Here is a 17,854-nt window from a genome sequence, read left to right on the forward strand (position 1 = left end):
GACTGCACAATGGAGGAGTATATTAATAACAGTTGCTATTGCTATCTGAAAATATTATAACAAATAGAAATCCTCAGAAAAGTGAATATCCAAAATGGCCAGAATGTGTTCGAAAAAAGTTAGATTAACAAACCCTTTGTCAACGCAGGACTCGGTATTTTCGGAAGAACATCGAAGATTTAAGTACATAAACGGTCCCGTTATTACGTTTGATGATATAATCTCCCGCTTTGCCGTTTACGGTTCCTCTCTTTGTTTCCACACTGAAGTCTGTCAGCATCTTTAAAGCGTGACCAACCGGGTTTTTTTCATTTGTTTCCATCATTTCCGAAACTACAGTCTCTTTGCTTAGTTCACTCATATTGAAACCTCCCTAGAATAGACCCGAAAATAATTATGATACTATAACGTATATACCTAACCGATGAATTAAAAATTTTAATTAGTAAATATTCATTAATTTGTAAGCATTGCATTTATCCCTGAATAAAACCAAGTGATATTTATGATCATTGCCCTAATTGGAATGGCCGGTGTCGGAAAAAGCACTATTGGTAAACTCCTTGCCTCCCATTTAGGCTATAACTTTGTTGATGTGGATGACCTTATCAAGCAAAGAATAGGTGGACCTTTACAGGATTATCTTGACGAAAAAGGAGATTCAGCTTTTATTAAAGTTGAAGAAGATGCCATATTAAATTTGGATTTAAAGGACAATATGGTGATTGCTACAGGTGGTAGTGCAATCTACTCAGAAGTTGCAATGAAAATCCTTTCTGAAAAATCTTTAATTATACTGCTTGATGATACCTTCCCCAATATAAGAAAAAGAATATCCCATCCCTGGAAAAGAGGGCTTGTGGGCTTGTGGGATAAAGGAATTAAGAAATTGTATTTGGAAAGGTGGCAATTGTACCGGCAATATGCAGATATTGTTGTTGACATCAATGGAATGGCAAACAAAAAGAAAATTGTAGACGATATTGTGGAAAAGAGTAAAAAACTCTATAATTCCACTTTTGGCCCTTTCAGTTTGTGAGTGCCTGTATTGGTGCCGGAATACGCCCTGCCTTTTTGACAAAATCTTCCGAACTGAAATTGTGAACAGGCATGACAGGACAGCTTCCAAGCAATCCTCCATACTCGACCATATCTCCCGTCTTTTTGCCCGGTGCAGGAATGATGCGCACTGCTGTTGTTTTTCTGTTTATCATTCCTATAGCCATTTCATCGGCCATAATTGCCGAAATCGTAGAGGATGAAGTGTCTCCGGGAACTGCAATCATATCCAATCCCACCGAACATACAGATGTCATTGCTTCGAGCTTATCCAGTTTCAGTGAACCACGTTTCACGGCTTCTATCATTCCTGCATCCTCACTTACAGGTATAAAAGCCCCACTTAATCCGCCTACAGAAGATGATGCCATTGCACCGCCTTTCTTTACCGCATCATTCAACAATGCAAGAGCAGCTGTGGTTCCGTGGGTGCCACAGCTTTCCAATCCCATTGCCTCAAGGATGGCTGCAACACTATCACCAATTTCAGGTGTGGGTGCAAGTGAGAGGTCCACCACTCCAAAATCAGCTTCCAGTCTGCGGGACACTTCCCTGCCGGTCATCTCTCCCATTCTTGTGATTTTAAAGGCGGTTTTCTTTATACACTCAGCAATTTCTCCAAGGTCAGGATTATCCAGGTCCCTTATAGCAGAATTTACAACACCAGGACCGCTAACACCCACATTTATGACGCAATCAGCCTCGCCGACTCCGTGAAAAGCACCAGCCATAAAAGGATTATCTTCCGGGGCATTTGCAAAAACTACGAGTTTAGCACAGCCAATACCTTCCCTGTCCCTGGTAAGGTCTGCAGTTTCTTTAATCACTTTTCCCATAAGCTTCACAGCATTCATGTTTATGCCGGCTTTCGTAGTTGCTACATTAACAGAAGAACAAACCTTTTCCGTAACTGCAAGAGCCTCAGGGATTGCATTAATAAGTCTTCTGTCACCAGCTGTCATTCCTTTATGGACAAGAGCGGTGAAACCACCTATGAAATCAACTCCAATCTCATTGGCTGCTCTGTCAAGAGTCTTTGCAATGGAAACTATCTCTTCCTGTGTGAAAGTTTCAGCAATTGTGGCAATTGGTGTAACTGATATACGTTTATTGATTATGGGTATGCCATACATTTGTTCGACTTCGTCTGCAACATCACCCAGTTTATTGGCGCAACGTGTCATTTTTTCATAAACATTGTCATTGAAAGTCTCAATATCAGGATGAGCACAATCTCGCAGGTTGATTCCCATTGTAACAGTTCGTATGTCAAGGTTCCTACTGGAAATCATATGAATGGTTTCCATTATTTCTTCAGGATGAATGAACATTTATACCACCTCTTTTGGGAATTCAGATACGGTGCATGAAACGGAATACATCGTCTTTCTGTACCTGGATCTCAACACCAAGTTCATCTCCAGCAGCATTTATTGCATTCTGGAATGCATCAATGTCAAATCCCTTTTTTTTTGTCTCTGTCAGCATTATCATGGTGAACAAATCTTCCATTATAGTCTGGCTTATATCCACAATGTTCACCTCGAATTGGGCCAGTACATTTGTTATATGTGCTACCATTCCAACTTTATCTATTCCAATTACAGTGATAACAAAACGTGTGGATGTCATAATCAGTTCTCCTCGATATGTAGAATACGGTGGAACTACGATTTCATCATATTTAATAATGCATCAATATCTAATAATGTTTCAAGTTACATGGCGAAATAATAAATGTATAAATTCAAAGAAACTAAAAGTAAAATAATATTTGGATTGAATAGGATACAAAACTAAAAGAACTTAATAGTCAAAAAGGTTTAATTTCCAAAAGGAATCTATTCGATATAAGCAACTATAATAAAGTTTACTTGTTTAATTGTAAAAAATAATTTTTAATAAGTGTTATATATGATGCAGTTGCAACTTTCAGCTACAAGATAAAAAGGTGATTAATACATGCCTTGCTGGGAATATGATATAAAACCAATAAGAACTGATGACTGGAGTAAAACAAAAGACGAATTAAATGAAATGGGCAACGAAGGTTGGGAATTAATCAAGTTCTGTGGACCTCTGGACGGACAGGGAGCTTCTGATGCTTTCTTCAAAAGGCTTGTTGATGAAGCAAATATCTGAGTGATCTTCACTCTCCCATTTCATCCATATCTCTGCATATGCAAAATTTGCATAATGCAATTTCCACATCTTTTTGTTTGTTTTTCGCGGGGCAATAATATTCATTATCCTTTTTTGCAATTTTGCGACCTCCCGGGAATTCCATGTTTAAAGGATGGAGGGGCTTGCCCGCAACAAATATGAGATATATTGAAGTTAATTTGGCCAGATCTGCGAACAACCTGTTTTTTTCATTATCTTCTTCCTGCATTAAATCAATACGCTGAATTAGTTCCAGGCAATCTTCCCTGTCAAAAGTTGAGAGTTGAGGGGTTGCATTGTATCTTTTTATCTCCTCTATGGTTTCATAAAGATGCCTGAATAACTCCTCGCCATATATCTGCCTGTATTTTGGAGGGAGGGTTTCAGTACTTTGCAACATCAGGGATCTTATTTTCATAAAATCTGAAGGAGTAAACCGGTTTGCCTTCTTCTTTAGATTGATGATTAATTCTTGTTCATTGTCTAAATGGTCGCAGATCATACTTATTTCCAGCCACATTTTCCGGAACTACATATCCCCATTTTTTCGAAATATTGCTGATTATAATCTTCTGCAGGATAAAATTCAGAAGCAGGCTCGATTTCTGTAACTATAGTCTTGAATTTCCCTGATTCCTGTAACTTATGAAGGCAACTCAGAGCAATTTCCTTTTGTTTTTTGTCATGATAAAATATAGCGGAGCGATATTGTGTTCCAATATCAGGCCCCTGCCGATTAGATGTTGTAGGATCATGAATATTCCAGAAAATCTCCAGCATTTCTTCATAATTTATAATTTGTGGATCATAAGTAATCTCAACAGCTTCAGCGTGGCCTGTACGCCCGGTACAAACTTCCTTATATGAGGGATTGGGTGTACTCCCTCCCGTGTAACCAACCCTTGTGCTAATAACGCCTTCAACTTCCCTAAATGCTGCCTCTATTCCCCAGAAGCATCCGGCAGCAAATGTAGCTTTTTCCATAGATTTCAAACTCATTTATAATCCCCATAATCTTATTGGTTTTCTGCCAGATATAATTATTCAATCGTTCTAGGGATTGGTTTATATACTATGTTCGCATATATTCGAACAATCTTTTTTTACTACAACGGGGAGGTAGAGAACATGAATGATCGCAAAAAAGATGACAACAATAGAGACGAAAATAATTCTTTCGAAGACATCGAAGACCTTCTTCAGTATGTTTTTGAAAAGATGAAGGAAGGTAATGACAATCAACCCTTCGTATATGGGTTTTCCATTGCTCATAACCCTATGAATAATGATCAATTCAATGAACAATCACCACCAGCAGATGATGCACCAGAGGATGTTTTTGTAAAAGATCAAACTCCCCTGGTTGAAACATTTAAGACTGACGAGGAGGTTTACGTGACAGTTGACATTAAAGTTGACGAAGACCTTGTGTCAATTTCTTCACGCCACAATGAAGTAGACATTGCCGTGCATTTCCCGGACGCTGGACGCACTGAGATACAACACGTAGCTCTGCCTGCAAGTGTTGATCCAGATAGTGAGTCAATCAGTTGCAGCCATGGAGTAATGGATATTAGGTATAAACGAAGAGTGGCTTCCACTTTGAATTGATTTTTATTTTAACTTTATTTCTTCTGTTGTCTTTATGCTGCAGGAGCCGACTCAAAGCCAGTCAATAAAAATGGCCATACTACCCCGGTCACTTAAAAGTATCCTCTTGCGATGGGAAAGGAATTTATTGTTCTTCTGGAGGATTCCTCACTTTTTCTTGCAGTTATAAAGGGAATTAGAGAAAAAACAAAAATCCGTGCACACAAATACCCGGCATGAGCGGACAAAATTTTCCTCAGCAAGGCTTGTAACTTTCTTTTTTTTATTGATTATTTATTAAAATTATTTTTTAATTAGTAAATTGCTAAGTCATACTTAATAGAGTATATTATTGAATATTCTTGTAGCAATATATGTTTTTAAAAATATAATGTAAAACATATATACTATAAAGTATATATTAAAGGTATTTTATTATACTAAATTATATACTACAGAAAACACATGTTAAGAAAAACATATAATATTATGTATTTTCGCACAGCAATACAAACAAAGCCTGTAATTCTCATTTAAAAATGCAGTATATAAGGGCCAATCATGAAAAGTGAGACATAAGAAAGTAAATGAATATTATAATTGTATGCTTATACATACACAATTGAGCCAATACCCCTACACCTAATGAATAAAAAATACCATATAAAGCATAGGCATATTTTCCACCAAGCACGCCACAAAAATAACCATCCACGCAATCCCTTATTAAAAAGAAGATCATTAAAACTAAATTATCCGCCTACACCTAGATTTACCCCCTATTCATACAATATGTGTGAATGATTTTGTAAACCTGGTATAAAGCATAGATTCAGTCAGCACAATTATTACAACTACTATAAGAATACAGCATGTATAGTCCACTACCGCCCCATTTAGTGCACAAAAAAATAGAAGAAACGCATATTTATCAAAAAACAATAATTTATTCTTATATCATATGTAATATACTCGAAACCACCTATACAGCATTTTATATGCCAAACTTCACTAAGTTATAACTCACTTTACAACACATACATTCCAATTAAATTAACATATAATCAAAAAAGACATATTAATTTTATTTTATTAATGTATAACAAAATTAGCAAGTACACTTTGTTCAAAATAGGATAATGTAATTATAAACTATTACTTAAATTAGCGGTGTTTTAGTAATTAAGTTATATTACATATTATAAAATTAACCTAATTTTTTATTAACAGAAGGTAAAAATATTTTAATGTGGACCAACCCCCCGTAAGCATAAATTTAATATTTATATTAAAAAAAGAATATTTTGTAAAGAAAGAGGTAGCAAAAAGTGAGATTTAAATCTCCAGACAATAATCAAACAATTCATTGAACAGCGAATATTTTTTCCTTGCATTATAGAGATACTGGCGAACATAGTTTTCACCTTTTGACTTTTGAATCATAGCTTCAATTTCCCTGGGCGAAAAAACAGTTTCCAGTTTTACTGCTGCAATGTTTTCAATATCCGATATAGATTTACTTTCAATTATATTAACACTGTTTTGTGAGGTGTCATCGATAATTGACACCGGGTACTCCCCAACCCATTCCCATGCAGGATCAAAAAGAATCATCCTTAGAAGAGAGCAATTACCACAGCGACATACTACTGCCGTATAATCCTGAAAATTGTGATAAGTGAAGGAATACAACGGACCTTCACATTCACTGCATACACCCATTTCATTTTCCTCTTCTTCAAAAGGAGGAATTAACCGATTATCATCTATGCACAATAGCTTATTTGGCAGTGAATAGCGCAAGGTTGATTTATCAAAAGAAACTTTCATTATATTAGACCTCTATTAAGGTTACAGAAACAACATTACTTTACAAACATATAAATAGTTTGATTGTATATATATGAATTAATACATAGATAGGGGTAATTCTATGAAAGCTATTAGATCTAAAATAAAAAACCGTCTCAAAAAGTTCGTAGAACTTGACGTGAGCGGACTGCGTACCCATATACTATCTATTCTTCTCAACGTAAAACAGTTTACGGTTGATGATCTTCACGAAAAGATCAACAAGCAGTTCGACGCATCCAGAAGTGTAGTGGCCTCTATGGTTGGTTATATACATTCAAAGTTGGGTATTCTGAGATCCCATAAGGAGTCATACAAGACACCTACAACATACTCACTAAAAGAAGAGTATGTAGACTTGATACAGAATGCCATTACCGCGCGAGAAAAACCATCCACATGAATGATTATTCATGGTATCAATAAAGGATGCTCCACGTACATCCACAACTCTAATCATACGTTCTGATTCGGGATCTCGGATTACCCACTCCAGGGATCCTTATTATAGCCTTATGCGCAGGCTTTTTCAGGAAGATGCTACTGCACGGCGCGGACAGCAATTTCTGACTATAATCGAAGAACGCCAAAAGAGTGGCAATGCAGTTAAAACAAGTGAATGGGAATCAATAATGAAAGAGCTGGACGTTGGAAGAGCATCTTTCTATTCAATGCGCAACAAATTACTTGGCGCGGGACTCATTTCTAATAAGAATAAGGAATACCATTTATCTAGCCAGTTCAGTAAAGATCTTATAGATATGGCCAACTGGTGGTCTACTGCTATATTAAATAAAGACCCGGATGAATTATAAATCCCGATAATTTTATATACTAAATATCCAATGTAGGATACGTTTTCGTAGCAGCCCGGTAGTGTAGTGGTCAATCATGTGGGACTCTGGATCCTGCAACCTCGGTTCGAATCCGTGCCGGGCTACTAATTTCTTTTTGCTGATTTTCTAAGTATTTTATTTATTGGTATATGACTGATCTTAAGTATAACATATAAATATATACAAGTGATACTGAGCTATTAGTGATATGTAAGTAATCTCCAATATACGATGTGTTGGAGGCAATAACATCAAGAATACGGAGGATAACCCGAATACAAAATGTGTCGAAGCTGCATTAAGAAAGCGGACACATGATCTGGAAGAGCGGATCAAGGAACTAGACTGTCTCTACCAGATATCCAGAATTGTCGAAAGGGGACGCAATCTGGACACAATTTTACAGGAAATAGTGGACTTCATCCCTTCTGCCTGGCAATACCCATACATAGCTTGCTCAAGGCTTGCCCTGAAAGAAAATACATTTACAAGCCCGCATTTTCAGGAAAGCCAGTGGAAACAGGCCGCCCCATTAATCGTTGAAAACAAAAATGCAGGTTGCCTCGAAGTTTTTTATCTTGAAAAAAAAAGCCACATGCATATGAGGGTCCTTTCCTCAGGGAAGAGCGCAAGCTTATTGATGCTCTGGCGGAAAGGATAGGAGATACCATCGAACTGATGCGTGTAGAAAAAGAACTCAGCAACTACCGCAAGAACCTGGAAGAAATCGTAGAAAAACGCACTTCTGAACTAACCCTTGCCAACCAGCAACTACAGAAGGAAATTGCTGAACGGGAACGTGCCGAAAGGTCCCTCCGTGAATTTGAAGATATGAGGACAAAAGAGATTCACCACAGAATAAAGAACAATCTGCAGGTGGTCTCCGGATTGCTGTATCTTGAATCGACAAATTATAATCCCAATAAAGTAGTCGAAGCTTTCAAACAAAGTGAAAACAGGGTGCGTTCTATAGCCCTTATACACGAAAAGTTATACCAATCAAGCGACTGCAAAACCCTCGACTTTTTGGATTATGTTAATGAGCTTATGGAATATCTTATTCATTCCTATGATCTTGATACTAACAAAGTAATTGTAAAAGTCAATGTGGATAAAGTCCATCTTGAGATGGACAGGGCCGTACCCCTTGGAATCATAATCAATGAGCTGGTTTCCAATGCCCTGCAACATGCTTTTAATGAAGGACAGGATGGTGTAATCGAAATTCATTTCGCCAAGGAAAATAGTGATTATAGCCTAATTGTGCATGACAGTGGTGACTTTCCCAAAGAAATAGATTTCAAAAATGCAGAATCCCTTGGTCTTCAACTTGTAACAAATCTTGTTGCCCAGATAGATGGCACAATAGACCTGAACACATCTGATGGTACTACTTTTACGATACACTTCTGAATACAGGAAAAATCATATCTGACCTAAAAAAGTAATGATAGCAACCCTGGAAAAGGTTGCTGAAATGTTTTCATTTAACAATACTTTTCTCGGTTTCCATCACCTTGAGATATATCCTCAGTATCGAATCCGGATTCAAGGAAATTGAATCAATGCCCTCCTGCACAAGGAATTCAGCAAATTCCGGGAAATCACTTGGCGCCTGACCACAGATCCCACTATGCTTATTGTTTCGTTTTGCACCTTTTATTGCCATAGATACAATCTTTTTTACGGCTTCATCCCTCTCATCAAAGGTTGAAGCCAGAATCTCAGAATCCCTATCAACACCGAGTGTGAGTTGTGTTAGATCATTGGACCCGATCGAAAAACCATCGAAGTATTTACTAAACGCATCGATCAGGAGTACATTACTGGGAATTTCACACATCACATATACCTGCAGATCGTTTTCACCCCTTTTAAGGCCGTGTTTTCCCATTTCTTCGATAACTTTGCGAGCTTCCTCCACACGTCTGCAGAAAGGAATCATCAGAATAAGGTTGGTAAGCCCCATTTCATCCCTAACCTTTTTCATCGCTTTGCATTCAAGGGCAAATCCTTCCCTGTACCTTTCATCATAATAACGCGAAGCTCCCCTGAAACCAAGCATGGGATTATTTTCCTTTACCTCAAAATCTTCTCCACCCAGCAGGGTTGCATATTCATTGGATTTGAAATCGCTCATACGTACAACTACAGGTTTTGGGTAGAATGCAGCTGTGATTGTCGCGACACCTTCGGCAAGCCTTTCCACAAAGTACTCCCCTTTATCCGGATAACCCTGTGTCAATTTTTCAATCTGATTGACCGCATCCTGATCTTTGACTTTTTCCGTATGAACCAGCGCCATCGGATGAATACCTATATAACTGTTTACGATAAACTCAAGTCGGGCCAGCCCGATTCCATCATTGGGTACCCGGGACAGTGCAAAAGCCTCTTCAGGATTTCCCAGATTCATCATTATTTCTGTTTGGGTCTTGCTGACATCTTCCAGCTCTGTGGTTTCCTTATGGAATGCAAGTTGGCCTTCATAGATCCTGCCTGTGTCCCCTTCAGCACAGCTTACTGTAACTTGACTACCCGTTTCGAGGATTTCTGTGCTGTCATCCGCCCCCACAACCGCGGGAATATCAAGTTCACGACTGACAATAGCTGCATGACAGGTCCTGCCTCCTTTGTTGGTAATAATAGCTGCCGCATTTTTCATCACAGGTTCCCAATCCGGAGTGGTCGTATCTGCCACCAGGATTTCCCCGGGTTTGAAGGAAGACAAACCAGAGACATCTTTGATAACATGCACCCTGCCCGAGGATATCCTTGATCCAATACTTCTGCCTGTGACAAGCACCTTGCCTTTTTCATCCATGTAATCGGTTTCAAGCACATCCTTCCGTTTCTGGGATTGTACTGTCTCCGGTCTCGCCTGAACGATGAACAATTTTCCTGTATCACCATCCTTTGCCCATTCTATATCCATAGGCATTGCCTTGTTAGATTTCCCGGAATAGTGTTTTTCAATCGTGACAGCATATCTGGCAAGCTGCAGTACCTCCTCATTGTTGATGCAGAAGCCTTTCCTGTCACTTTCAGGGACATCCACATTACGCGTAAGTACTCTGGAATCGCCCCGGCCATAGATCATCTTAATCTCTTTGCTGCCGACCTTTTTGCGGATAATGGGCTTATAGCCTTCTTCAAGGGTCGCTTGAATACGTAGAACTCATCCGGATTTACCAGTCCCTGTACGATATTCTCACCTAACCCGTATGATCCGGTGATAAAGACTACATCCTCAAAGCCAGTTTCTGTATCGATGGTGAACATCACTCCGCTTGATGCAAGGTCAGAACGCACCATTTTCATTATGCCAATCGACAGACCCACATCAAAATGGTCGAATTTGTTATTTATCCTGTAGGAAATGGCCCGGTCGGTGAACAAAGAGGCAAAACAGCGGCTGCATGCATCATTCAGGGCATGGTAGCCATGGATGTTGAGATAAGTTTCCTGCTGGCCTGCAAAAGATGCATTCGGCAGGTCTTCAGCAGTGGCTGAACTGCGTACTGCAACATCGGTATCTGCACCATACTGTTCACACAGTTTGTCGTATGCAGTTTTAATTTCATTCCATAAGTCTTCAGGAATAGGTGCATCCAGAATTGTGTGCCGTGCCTTTTTGCCTATATCAGCAAGGTTGCTGAGATTCTTCGTGTCCAATTCAGCCAGAATTCTTTGCAGGTCTTCCAGCACACCTGCTGAGTCCAGAACATGCCAGTAGGCCTCAGCAGTAATAGCAAAACCGTTAGGAATACGGATGTCCTTATCCGTAAGCTCCCTGTACATTTCACCCAACGATGCATTTTTCCCTCCCACCAGGGACACATCATCAATCGTAATCTCTTCAAACCATCGTATGTATTTGTTATCGCTCATTGTAACCCCACTACTATTTTGAATTAGTTGGTTATATGATTCCGGGAAGTATTATGTGTTCCTGTGGTACTAAAAATCTATAGATAGACAAACTGCGATACTTTTAATAGCCATCAACATAGAATGATATACGGGAATTATGGGGTTGAATTGTCTGGTGTTAGCCAAATTAATTTCATTCTGGTTAACCGCAGGTAAAACTGTTCATTATGACGTGTTTCCGATTGGAAGGAATTAATCCTACAAAGTATTTTTCATTGAGTTATCCCGGCGGCTAGCCAACTATACATCAAGAGGAGAGAAAAGGTGTACGACAGTAATACTACATTCAGGGAAATTGAAAATGAATGGATAACCATGCCTGACGGGTGCAAACTTGCAGCCAAAATATGGTTACCAGAAGGTGTGGAGGAAAAACCCGTACCTGCTGTTCTTGAATATATTCCTTACAGGAAACGTGATTTCAAAGCGATTCGTGATTCTAAAATACATAGATATTTTGCCCAAAATGGTTACGCTGCTATAAGAGTGGACATGCGTGGCAGCGGGGATTCAGATGGGGTACTGGAAGATGAATACCTGCCTCAGGAACTCAATGATGGTGCCGAGATCATCGAATGGATCGCCTCGCAACCCTGGTGCACTGGCAATGTAGGAATGATAGGTATTTCCTGGGGTGGTTTCAATGCCCTTCAGATAGCGGCAAAGGATACACCCCATCTAAAAGCGATAATTACAGTTTCATCATCCGATGACCGTTATGCAGATGATGTTCATTACATGGGAGGTTGCATGTTAACGGACAACCTTTCATGGGCCTCGACAATGTTTTCCTATAACTCTCTCCCACCAGACCCTGCTATTGTAGGAGATAAATGGAAAGAGATGTGGCTGGACAGACTGGAAGGAAGCGGTCTGTGGCTTAAGAAATGGCTTCAGCACCAGAGAAGAGATGAATACTGGAAACATGCTTCAGTGGCAGAAAATTATGAAGCGATTTCCTGCCCTGTTTTTGCAGTAAGTGGGTGGGCGGACGGATATTCCAACACTGTATTCAGGCTCATGGAAAACCTGCAGGTCCCACGCAAGGCCCTTGTCGGAGGATGGGGTCATAAATATCCTAATTTCGGGGGAGAGGGGATCGGAATTGACTTTTTAAGAGAAGCCACACGCTGGTGGGATAGATGGCTTAAAAAGATCGATAATGGAGTAGATGAAGAACCCATGTTACGCCTCTGGATGCAGGATAGTGTCTCCCCCCTCATTTCAAGTTCACCTGGCAGATGGATAGCAGAAAACAACTGGCCTTCTACCACAATTGAAAATCAAGAATTTTGCTTATCGCAAGGTCGGATACATCTTGAAGAAGATGAAATCAAAAATGAAGATATGAGGATCAGAAGTCCCTTAAGTGTCGGACTTTTTGCAGGTAAATGGTACTCCTATTCAGAGTCAACCGACCTTCCTCATGACCAGAGCGAAGAAGATGGAGGAGCCCTTGTTTTTGACACACCTGAATTAGAGGAAGATATTGAAATACTTGGATCTCCGGAATTAGAACTTGAATTAGAGTCAGATCAGCCCATAGCTATGATTGCCCTGCGCCTAAACGACGTATGCCGGGAAGGAACCTCAACAAGAGTTACTTATGGACTTCTTAACCTTGCACACAGGGATGGTAATGAAAATCCTGCTGTGCTCGAAGTTGGAAATACGTATAAGATTTGTATAAAAATGAATTATGTGGCACAAAAATTCCCCGCGGGCAATAAAATACGCCTGTCGCTTTCAACTTCGTACTGGCCGTTTGCGTGGCCAAGTCCTGAACCTGCAGCTTTGACTATAAAGAGCAAGGGTAAACTCATACTACCTGTAAGACCAAAAAATAAAGAAGATGATAAATTATCAGATATAGGAGAACCGGTCTTATCAGAACCAATTCACTCCACACTTCTGGAGCCTGCAAAGAGAGAATGGACAGTTCAACATAATCTTGCAACAAATGAAGTGAAACAACAGATTATCAATAATGATGCATTCTTACGGCTGGATGATATCAATCTGGAAATCTGGAAAAAAACAACTGAAGTTTATTCTTATTTGAATAACAATTACAATACAGTTAGAGGAGAAGTGGAAAGTACAAGAAGTCTGGCGCGTGGAAATTGGAAGATTAAAACCCTGACAAGAACAGTACTTACATCCACACCGACTCAATTTCAAATTCGGGCAATCCTTGATGCATATGAGGACGATACACGAATTTTTAGCAAAAGTTGGGATGATTTAATCCCGCGTGATATGATGTGAGGAAGATAAATGAAGAAAAATATTTTTGTTGTAGGAATGGATTCCTTCAACCTGGAAAAACTTGAAAAAAGTGCCGGCCGCCGAAGGATGTGTATTCCATTCAGCTATTGACATTGATGAGATGCGACATGTGGATAAATTTGATGTGGATAAACTATTATCAGTTGCTGAAAACAGAATGAGGGCTGTTGAAGGTGGACCAGCCGGTGTAATTACCTATTTTGATTTCCCGGCACAGGACATGGTTCCAATTCTGGCATCAAGAATGGGCTTACCGGGCCCCAGTTTTGAAAGTGTCCTTAAATGTGAACACAAGTACTGGAGCCGCCTAGAGCAACAAAAAGTAATCTCAAAACACATACCGGCATTCTATGCCTTTGATCCTTTTGATGAAGATATATTTGATTCTATAAATATGCCTTTTCCTTTCTGGATAAAGCCTTTCAGGTCATTCCGTTCATTTCTTGCTTTCGAAATAGAAAACCGCGGACAATTCGAAGCAACACTGGAAGAAATACGTGAAAGTATTGATTTTATTCACAAACCATTTATGCAACTTTTACAGGACCAGAATCTTCCTGCAGATATAACTCAAATGAAAGAGAGCTGTATAGCAGAAACACCTCTTTACGGAAGGCAATGTACTCTGGAAGGCTATGTGTACAATGGAAAAGTAAAGGTTTATGGTGTTGTGGATTCTGTCAGGGACCAGCATTTTTCTTCATTCTCACGTTATGAATATCCTTCATCATTACCAAAATGGGTCCAGAAAAAAATGATGAAAGTTTGCAAACGTTTCATAAAATCCATTGGACTTGATAACTCGGCTTTCAATGCCGAATTTTTTTTATGACCCATTTCATAAACAGGTATATTTACTGGAAATAAACACAAGGATATCCCAGTCCCATGCTGACCTTTTTGAAAAGATCCATGGTGTTTCACATCATCAAATCATGCTACAACTTGCCCTTGGCGAAAAACCAAAACCTCTGGGTAATAAGGGTAAATTCCGGTATGCAGCAAAATTCATGCTCAGGACATTTGATTCCGGTAAAGTGGTTGCAGTTCCGTCAGATGAAGAAATTGAGTCTGTTATGAATGAAATGCCGGGTACAATAGTCAAAGTACTGGTTAAAGAGGGACAGCAACTAGCAAAAATGGAGTTGCAGGACAGTTATAGCTATGAACTTGCAGATATTTTCATAGGAGCAGATAAGCGGTCTGAACTTGTGGATAAATATGACAGGGTTATTGAAATGATAACTTTCAGTATAAAGAAGGATTTCTAATAATTTTAAAAATACATACTTATTAGTAAACCAGGAAGCAGGGATTGATACACGACGGAACTGTTGGTGTGGAAAACAATCCTGAGAGACGGGGCATTGTATTCTGTTTAAGCTCCCAATCCAGCCATAACAAATAACTTTTTAAGCATCAGGATAATGTAAATACTTAGAGCATCATCTAGCTGAAATAGTTATTATGAATAATAAGCGGAGGATTACATGTTAGAAGTAAAGGACCTTACTGTTGAGGTTGGTGGAAAAGAGCTGCTAAAAGATGTCAACTTCAAAGTGGAAAAGGGTTATACGAATATCATTCTGGGGCCAAATGGTGCAGGAAAATCTGCTCTTTTGATGACATTGATGGGATTTAGTGGTTACAAGATAGTGAGCGGGCAGATATTATTCAGAGGCGAGGACATAACCCATATGTCTATTGATGAAAGGGCAACAAGAGGCATCGGAATTATGACCCAGCGCCCCCCGAACATGACTGGTGTCAAACTGAAAAATCTCTTAAAACTGATAGCAGGGGACAAAGACATGGAGCAGATGGCTGAATCCCTTGATATGATGAGATTCATGGAAAGAGATATCAACGTGGGATTTTCAGGCGGGGAAATAAAAAGATCCGAATTATTGCAACTTGCTGCACAAAGTCCATGTATCTATTTGTTTGATGAGCCCGAGTCAGGTGTAGACCTTATGAGTATTGACGTTATCGGAAGCACAATAAATGATCTGGTCCATGGTGATTCAACCTGCCCGGGTGACCGTAAAGGCCATGGCAAATCAGCTTTAATCATTACACATACAGGTAAGATTCTGGATTACATAGAAGCAGATCGTGCTTATGTCCTCTGCAACGGAACAATAATGTGCGAGGGTAATCCAAGGGAGATGCTTCAGGAAATCAAAGAAAACGGTTATGAGGAGTGTATTACATGCAAAATGAAGAAAGCCTGAAAAAAAGGGCTAAAGCAGCACTACGAAAGGAGGCTGCATACGGAGAGAGATTTGATCTGGATGAGTATTCGATTGCTCCAAAAGAAACTAAATACACTGATGACCTGAAAGAACTCGATGAAAAATCCCAGAGAACTCTGCTCAATGTAGGAGTTATTCCCAGCGGGGAAGGAAGAGGTGGCAGCCTTGTAATGGTTGATAATGCCATATCCCATTCTTCAGTTTCCGATAAAGAAATTGAATTGATGCCTCTTCACTTTGCAATGCAAAAACATGATTGGTTGAAAGATTATTCCTGGAATTTGGTGCCTGTGGATGCAGATAAATACACTGCGACCAGCTATCTGGAAAACGCCAATGGTTATTTTATAAGAGCTCCTAAGGGAGTTAAAACAAAATTACCCATACAAACCTGTCTGCTAATGGGTTCAAAAGACGTCTCTCAGACAGTCCATAACATTGTAATCGTAGAAGAAAATGCCAGATTGGATGTAATTACTGGTTGCTCTACAAGTAGCGATGTGGACAAAGCTATGCATCTGGGCATTTCGGAAATGTATGTTAAGAAGGGAGGTACTCTAAATTTCACCATGATCCATAATTGGGCTGAACAAATTGGTGTACGTCCCAGGACAGTAATTCACCTGGAAGAAGGTGCTACCTTCATTAACAATTATATTACGCTCAAAGCGGTAAAATCCATTCAGAGCTATCCGACAGCTCGCCTTACAGGCAAGGGAGCTTTTGCCAGGTTTAATACCATTGCTGTGGCACATCCAGGTTCTGAATTGGATCTTGGTAGTCGTGTTATATTTGATGCACCCAACACAAAAGCAGAGCTTATCTCCAGAACGATCACAACCGGTGGGACTGTTATTGCAAGAGGAGAAATGATAGGGAATGAAGTCCAGTCAAAGGGTCATTTAGAATGCCACGGACTTGTCCTGAGCAATAAGGGAACACAGAGGGCAATCCCCATCCTTGAAGCAAACGTGGATGATATTGAACTGACACACGAAGCAGCTGTTGGCAGGATTGCAAGGGAACAGGTAGAATACCTTATGGCGCGTGGTCTTTCTGAAGAAGAGGCTGTAGGAATGATCGTGCGTGGTTTCCTTGACGTAGGTATATCCGGAATCCCGGATGAGCTCCAGAAAGATATTGATGAAACAATCGCACAGATTGGCAAAAGTGCAATGTGATGCAATAGGCATCACATATTCTCTATTTTCAGATCAGTCACTTACCTTTTTTGCAGCTTCATCCAGTTCCTTGAGTTTTGTAGGGATGGGATTGTCCCTCAGAAGTTTTGCCATATAAGCAAGATTGTTTACCATATACCTGACGGTCCTGTTTGTGTAGAGGTGCCTGTCCCCTCCTGCATCAATATAGCTTGGACCCGGACCTGCATCACCCACCCAGTAACAATCAGCATTCGGTGGAATTGTACAACCAAGATGGGTCAGATTGAAAAGTGTATTTGCAGAAACATTGTGTGCTCCATCCTCATTCCCCGTCACAATAACTCCGGCTACCTTGCCATAAAGTGGATATTGCCCTGTTTCGGGGTCAGCATCTGCATAAGCTCCATCCAGTCTTTCCAGTACCATCTGTGCCACTGCAGATCTTACTCCAAACCATATGGGAGATCCTATTACAAGTATATCACAGGCTTTTATTTTTTCAAGAATCTGTGGCCACTCATCATCGCCTCCTTCATCCGAGGAAACCCCAAAAGCTATGTTGTGGTCTACAATGCGTACTACCTCACTATCTACATCAAGATCCTGAAACAGTTCAACTGCTTTATCAATAAGGGCTCTTGTATGCGATACTTCAGGTGACTTCTTCAGTGTACAGTTTAAAAAGAGCGCTTTCAATGACATAATGAATATGTTG

General features: G+C 39.8%; 18 protein-coding genes, 1 tRNA gene and 1 pseudogene. 12 read left to right on the forward strand and 8 right to left on the reverse strand.

What is annotated here, in order from left to right:
* Window positions 1-139: 139 nt before the first annotated feature.
* Window positions 140-361, reverse strand: coding sequence for a hypothetical protein (locus tag C9889_RS01715; RefSeq protein WP_129596709.1), 222 nt, complete (start codon window positions 359-361; stop codon window positions 140-142).
* Between the two features lie 144 nt (window positions 362-505).
* Between C9889_RS01715 and C9889_RS01720 the strand changes: the two genes are divergently transcribed.
* Window positions 506-1,039, forward strand: coding sequence for a shikimate kinase (locus tag C9889_RS01720; RefSeq protein WP_129596711.1), 534 nt, complete (start codon window positions 506-508; stop codon window positions 1,037-1,039).
* Here the strand turns inward: C9889_RS01720 and C9889_RS01725 are convergent.
* The gene (locus C9889_RS01725; protein WP_129596713.1) at window positions 1,029-2,390 is read right to left on the reverse strand and encodes a PFL family protein; all 1,362 of its coding nucleotides are present in this window, start codon (window positions 2,388-2,390) and stop codon (window positions 1,029-1,031) included. The genes C9889_RS01720 and C9889_RS01725 overlap by 11 nt on opposite strands.
* Before the next feature lie 22 nt (window positions 2,391-2,412).
* Window positions 2,413-2,691, reverse strand: coding sequence for an ACT domain-containing protein (locus C9889_RS01730; RefSeq protein ID WP_129596715.1), 279 nt, complete (start codon window positions 2,689-2,691; stop codon window positions 2,413-2,415).
* 330 nt (window positions 2,692-3,021) lie between these two features.
* Here C9889_RS01730 and C9889_RS01735 point away from each other — a divergent pair, with 330 nt between their 5' ends.
* Window positions 3,022-3,201: a hypothetical protein gene (locus C9889_RS01735; RefSeq protein WP_072361001.1), complete on the forward strand. Its 180-nt coding sequence runs from the start codon at window positions 3,022-3,024 to the stop codon at window positions 3,199-3,201.
* A 7-nt stretch (window positions 3,202-3,208) separates the two neighbouring features.
* Here C9889_RS01735 and C9889_RS01740 read toward each other — a convergent pair whose 3' ends face one another.
* Window positions 3,209-3,724: a DUF2115 domain-containing protein gene (locus tag C9889_RS01740; protein WP_164999250.1), complete on the reverse strand. Its 516-nt coding sequence runs from the start codon at window positions 3,722-3,724 to the stop codon at window positions 3,209-3,211.
* A gap of 2 nt (window positions 3,725-3,726) precedes the next feature.
* On the reverse strand, window positions 3,727-4,221 hold the full coding sequence (gene msrA, locus C9889_RS01745) for a peptide-methionine (S)-S-oxide reductase MsrA (protein WP_225419940.1): 495 nt from the start codon (window positions 4,219-4,221) through the stop codon (window positions 3,727-3,729).
* Window positions 4,222-4,350: 129 nt separating this feature from the next.
* Between msrA and C9889_RS01750 the strand changes: the two genes are divergently transcribed.
* Window positions 4,351-4,833, forward strand: coding sequence for an Hsp20/alpha crystallin family protein (locus C9889_RS01750; protein WP_129596719.1), 483 nt, complete (start codon window positions 4,351-4,353; stop codon window positions 4,831-4,833).
* Between the two features lie 1,314 nt (window positions 4,834-6,147).
* On the opposite strand, the gene C9889_RS01755 is transcribed toward C9889_RS01750, so the two are convergent.
* Window positions 6,148-6,642, reverse strand: coding sequence for a hypothetical protein (locus C9889_RS01755; protein ID WP_129596721.1), 495 nt, complete (start codon window positions 6,640-6,642; stop codon window positions 6,148-6,150).
* A 103-nt stretch (window positions 6,643-6,745) separates the two neighbouring features.
* Here C9889_RS01755 and C9889_RS01760 point away from each other — a divergent pair, with 103 nt between their 5' ends.
* The 4 genes from C9889_RS01760 to C9889_RS01775 all read left to right on the forward strand — a co-directional run bounded on the left by C9889_RS01760 (window position 6,746) and on the right by C9889_RS01775 (window position 8,912).
* Window positions 6,746-7,066 (forward strand): DUF2551 domain-containing protein, encoded by a 321-nt coding sequence (locus C9889_RS01760; protein WP_072361016.1) that lies wholly within the window; start codon window positions 6,746-6,748, stop codon window positions 7,064-7,066.
* Window positions 7,067-7,076: 10 nt separating this feature from the next.
* The gene (locus tag C9889_RS01765; protein WP_129596723.1) at window positions 7,077-7,478 is read left to right on the forward strand and encodes a hypothetical protein; all 402 of its coding nucleotides are present in this window, start codon (window positions 7,077-7,079) and stop codon (window positions 7,476-7,478) included.
* A 52-nt stretch (window positions 7,479-7,530) separates the two neighbouring features.
* Window positions 7,531-7,603, forward strand: a tRNA-Gln gene (locus C9889_RS01770).
* Window positions 7,604-8,177: 574 nt separating this feature from the next.
* Window positions 8,178-8,912: a sensor histidine kinase gene (locus C9889_RS01775; RefSeq protein ID WP_129596725.1), complete on the forward strand. Its 735-nt coding sequence runs from the start codon at window positions 8,178-8,180 to the stop codon at window positions 8,910-8,912.
* A 70-nt stretch (window positions 8,913-8,982) separates the two neighbouring features.
* Here the strand turns inward: C9889_RS01775 and ppsA are convergent.
* Window positions 8,983-11,390: pseudogene (gene ppsA / locus C9889_RS01780) on the reverse strand (phosphoenolpyruvate synthase).
* 306 nt (window positions 11,391-11,696) lie between these two features.
* Here ppsA and C9889_RS01785 point away from each other — a divergent pair.
* From C9889_RS01785 to C9889_RS01800, 5 genes are all read left to right on the forward strand, one after another.
* Window positions 11,697-13,700 carry a CocE/NonD family hydrolase gene (locus C9889_RS01785; protein ID WP_225419941.1) on the forward strand — a complete coding sequence of 668 codons (2,004 nt, stop codon included), beginning with the start codon at window positions 11,697-11,699 and terminating at the stop codon, window positions 13,698-13,700.
* 70 nt (window positions 13,701-13,770) lie between these two features.
* A complete protein-coding gene (locus C9889_RS10255; protein ID WP_225419942.1) occupies window positions 13,771-14,553 on the forward strand; it encodes an ATP-grasp domain-containing protein in 783 nt (260 codons plus the stop codon).
* A complete protein-coding gene (locus C9889_RS10260; protein WP_225419943.1) occupies window positions 14,534-14,992 on the forward strand; it encodes an ATP-binding protein in 459 nt (152 codons plus the stop codon). The genes C9889_RS10255 and C9889_RS10260 overlap by 20 nt, the downstream gene beginning before the upstream one ends.
* 219 nt (window positions 14,993-15,211) lie before the next feature.
* On the forward strand, window positions 15,212-15,955 hold the full coding sequence (locus C9889_RS01795; protein ID WP_129596727.1) for an ABC transporter ATP-binding protein: 744 nt from the start codon (window positions 15,212-15,214) through the stop codon (window positions 15,953-15,955).
* Entirely contained in the window at window positions 15,934-17,157 is a 1,224-nt protein-coding gene (locus C9889_RS01800) for a SufB/SufD family protein (protein ID WP_129596729.1), read from the forward strand. Before C9889_RS01795 ends, C9889_RS01800 begins: the two co-directional genes overlap by 22 nt.
* A 33-nt stretch (window positions 17,158-17,190) precedes the next feature.
* Here C9889_RS01800 and C9889_RS01805 read toward each other — a convergent pair whose 3' ends face one another.
* Window positions 17,191-17,841, reverse strand: a complete 651-nt coding sequence (locus C9889_RS01805) for a flavodoxin family protein (protein WP_129596730.1) — start codon at window positions 17,839-17,841, stop codon at window positions 17,191-17,193.
* Window positions 17,842-17,854: the final 13 nt, after the last annotated feature.

It is taken from the genome of Methanohalophilus profundi (assembly GCF_004137855.1).
In the GTDB taxonomy this organism is placed as follows: domain Archaea; phylum Halobacteriota; class Methanosarcinia; order Methanosarcinales; family Methanosarcinaceae; genus Methanohalophilus; species Methanohalophilus profundi.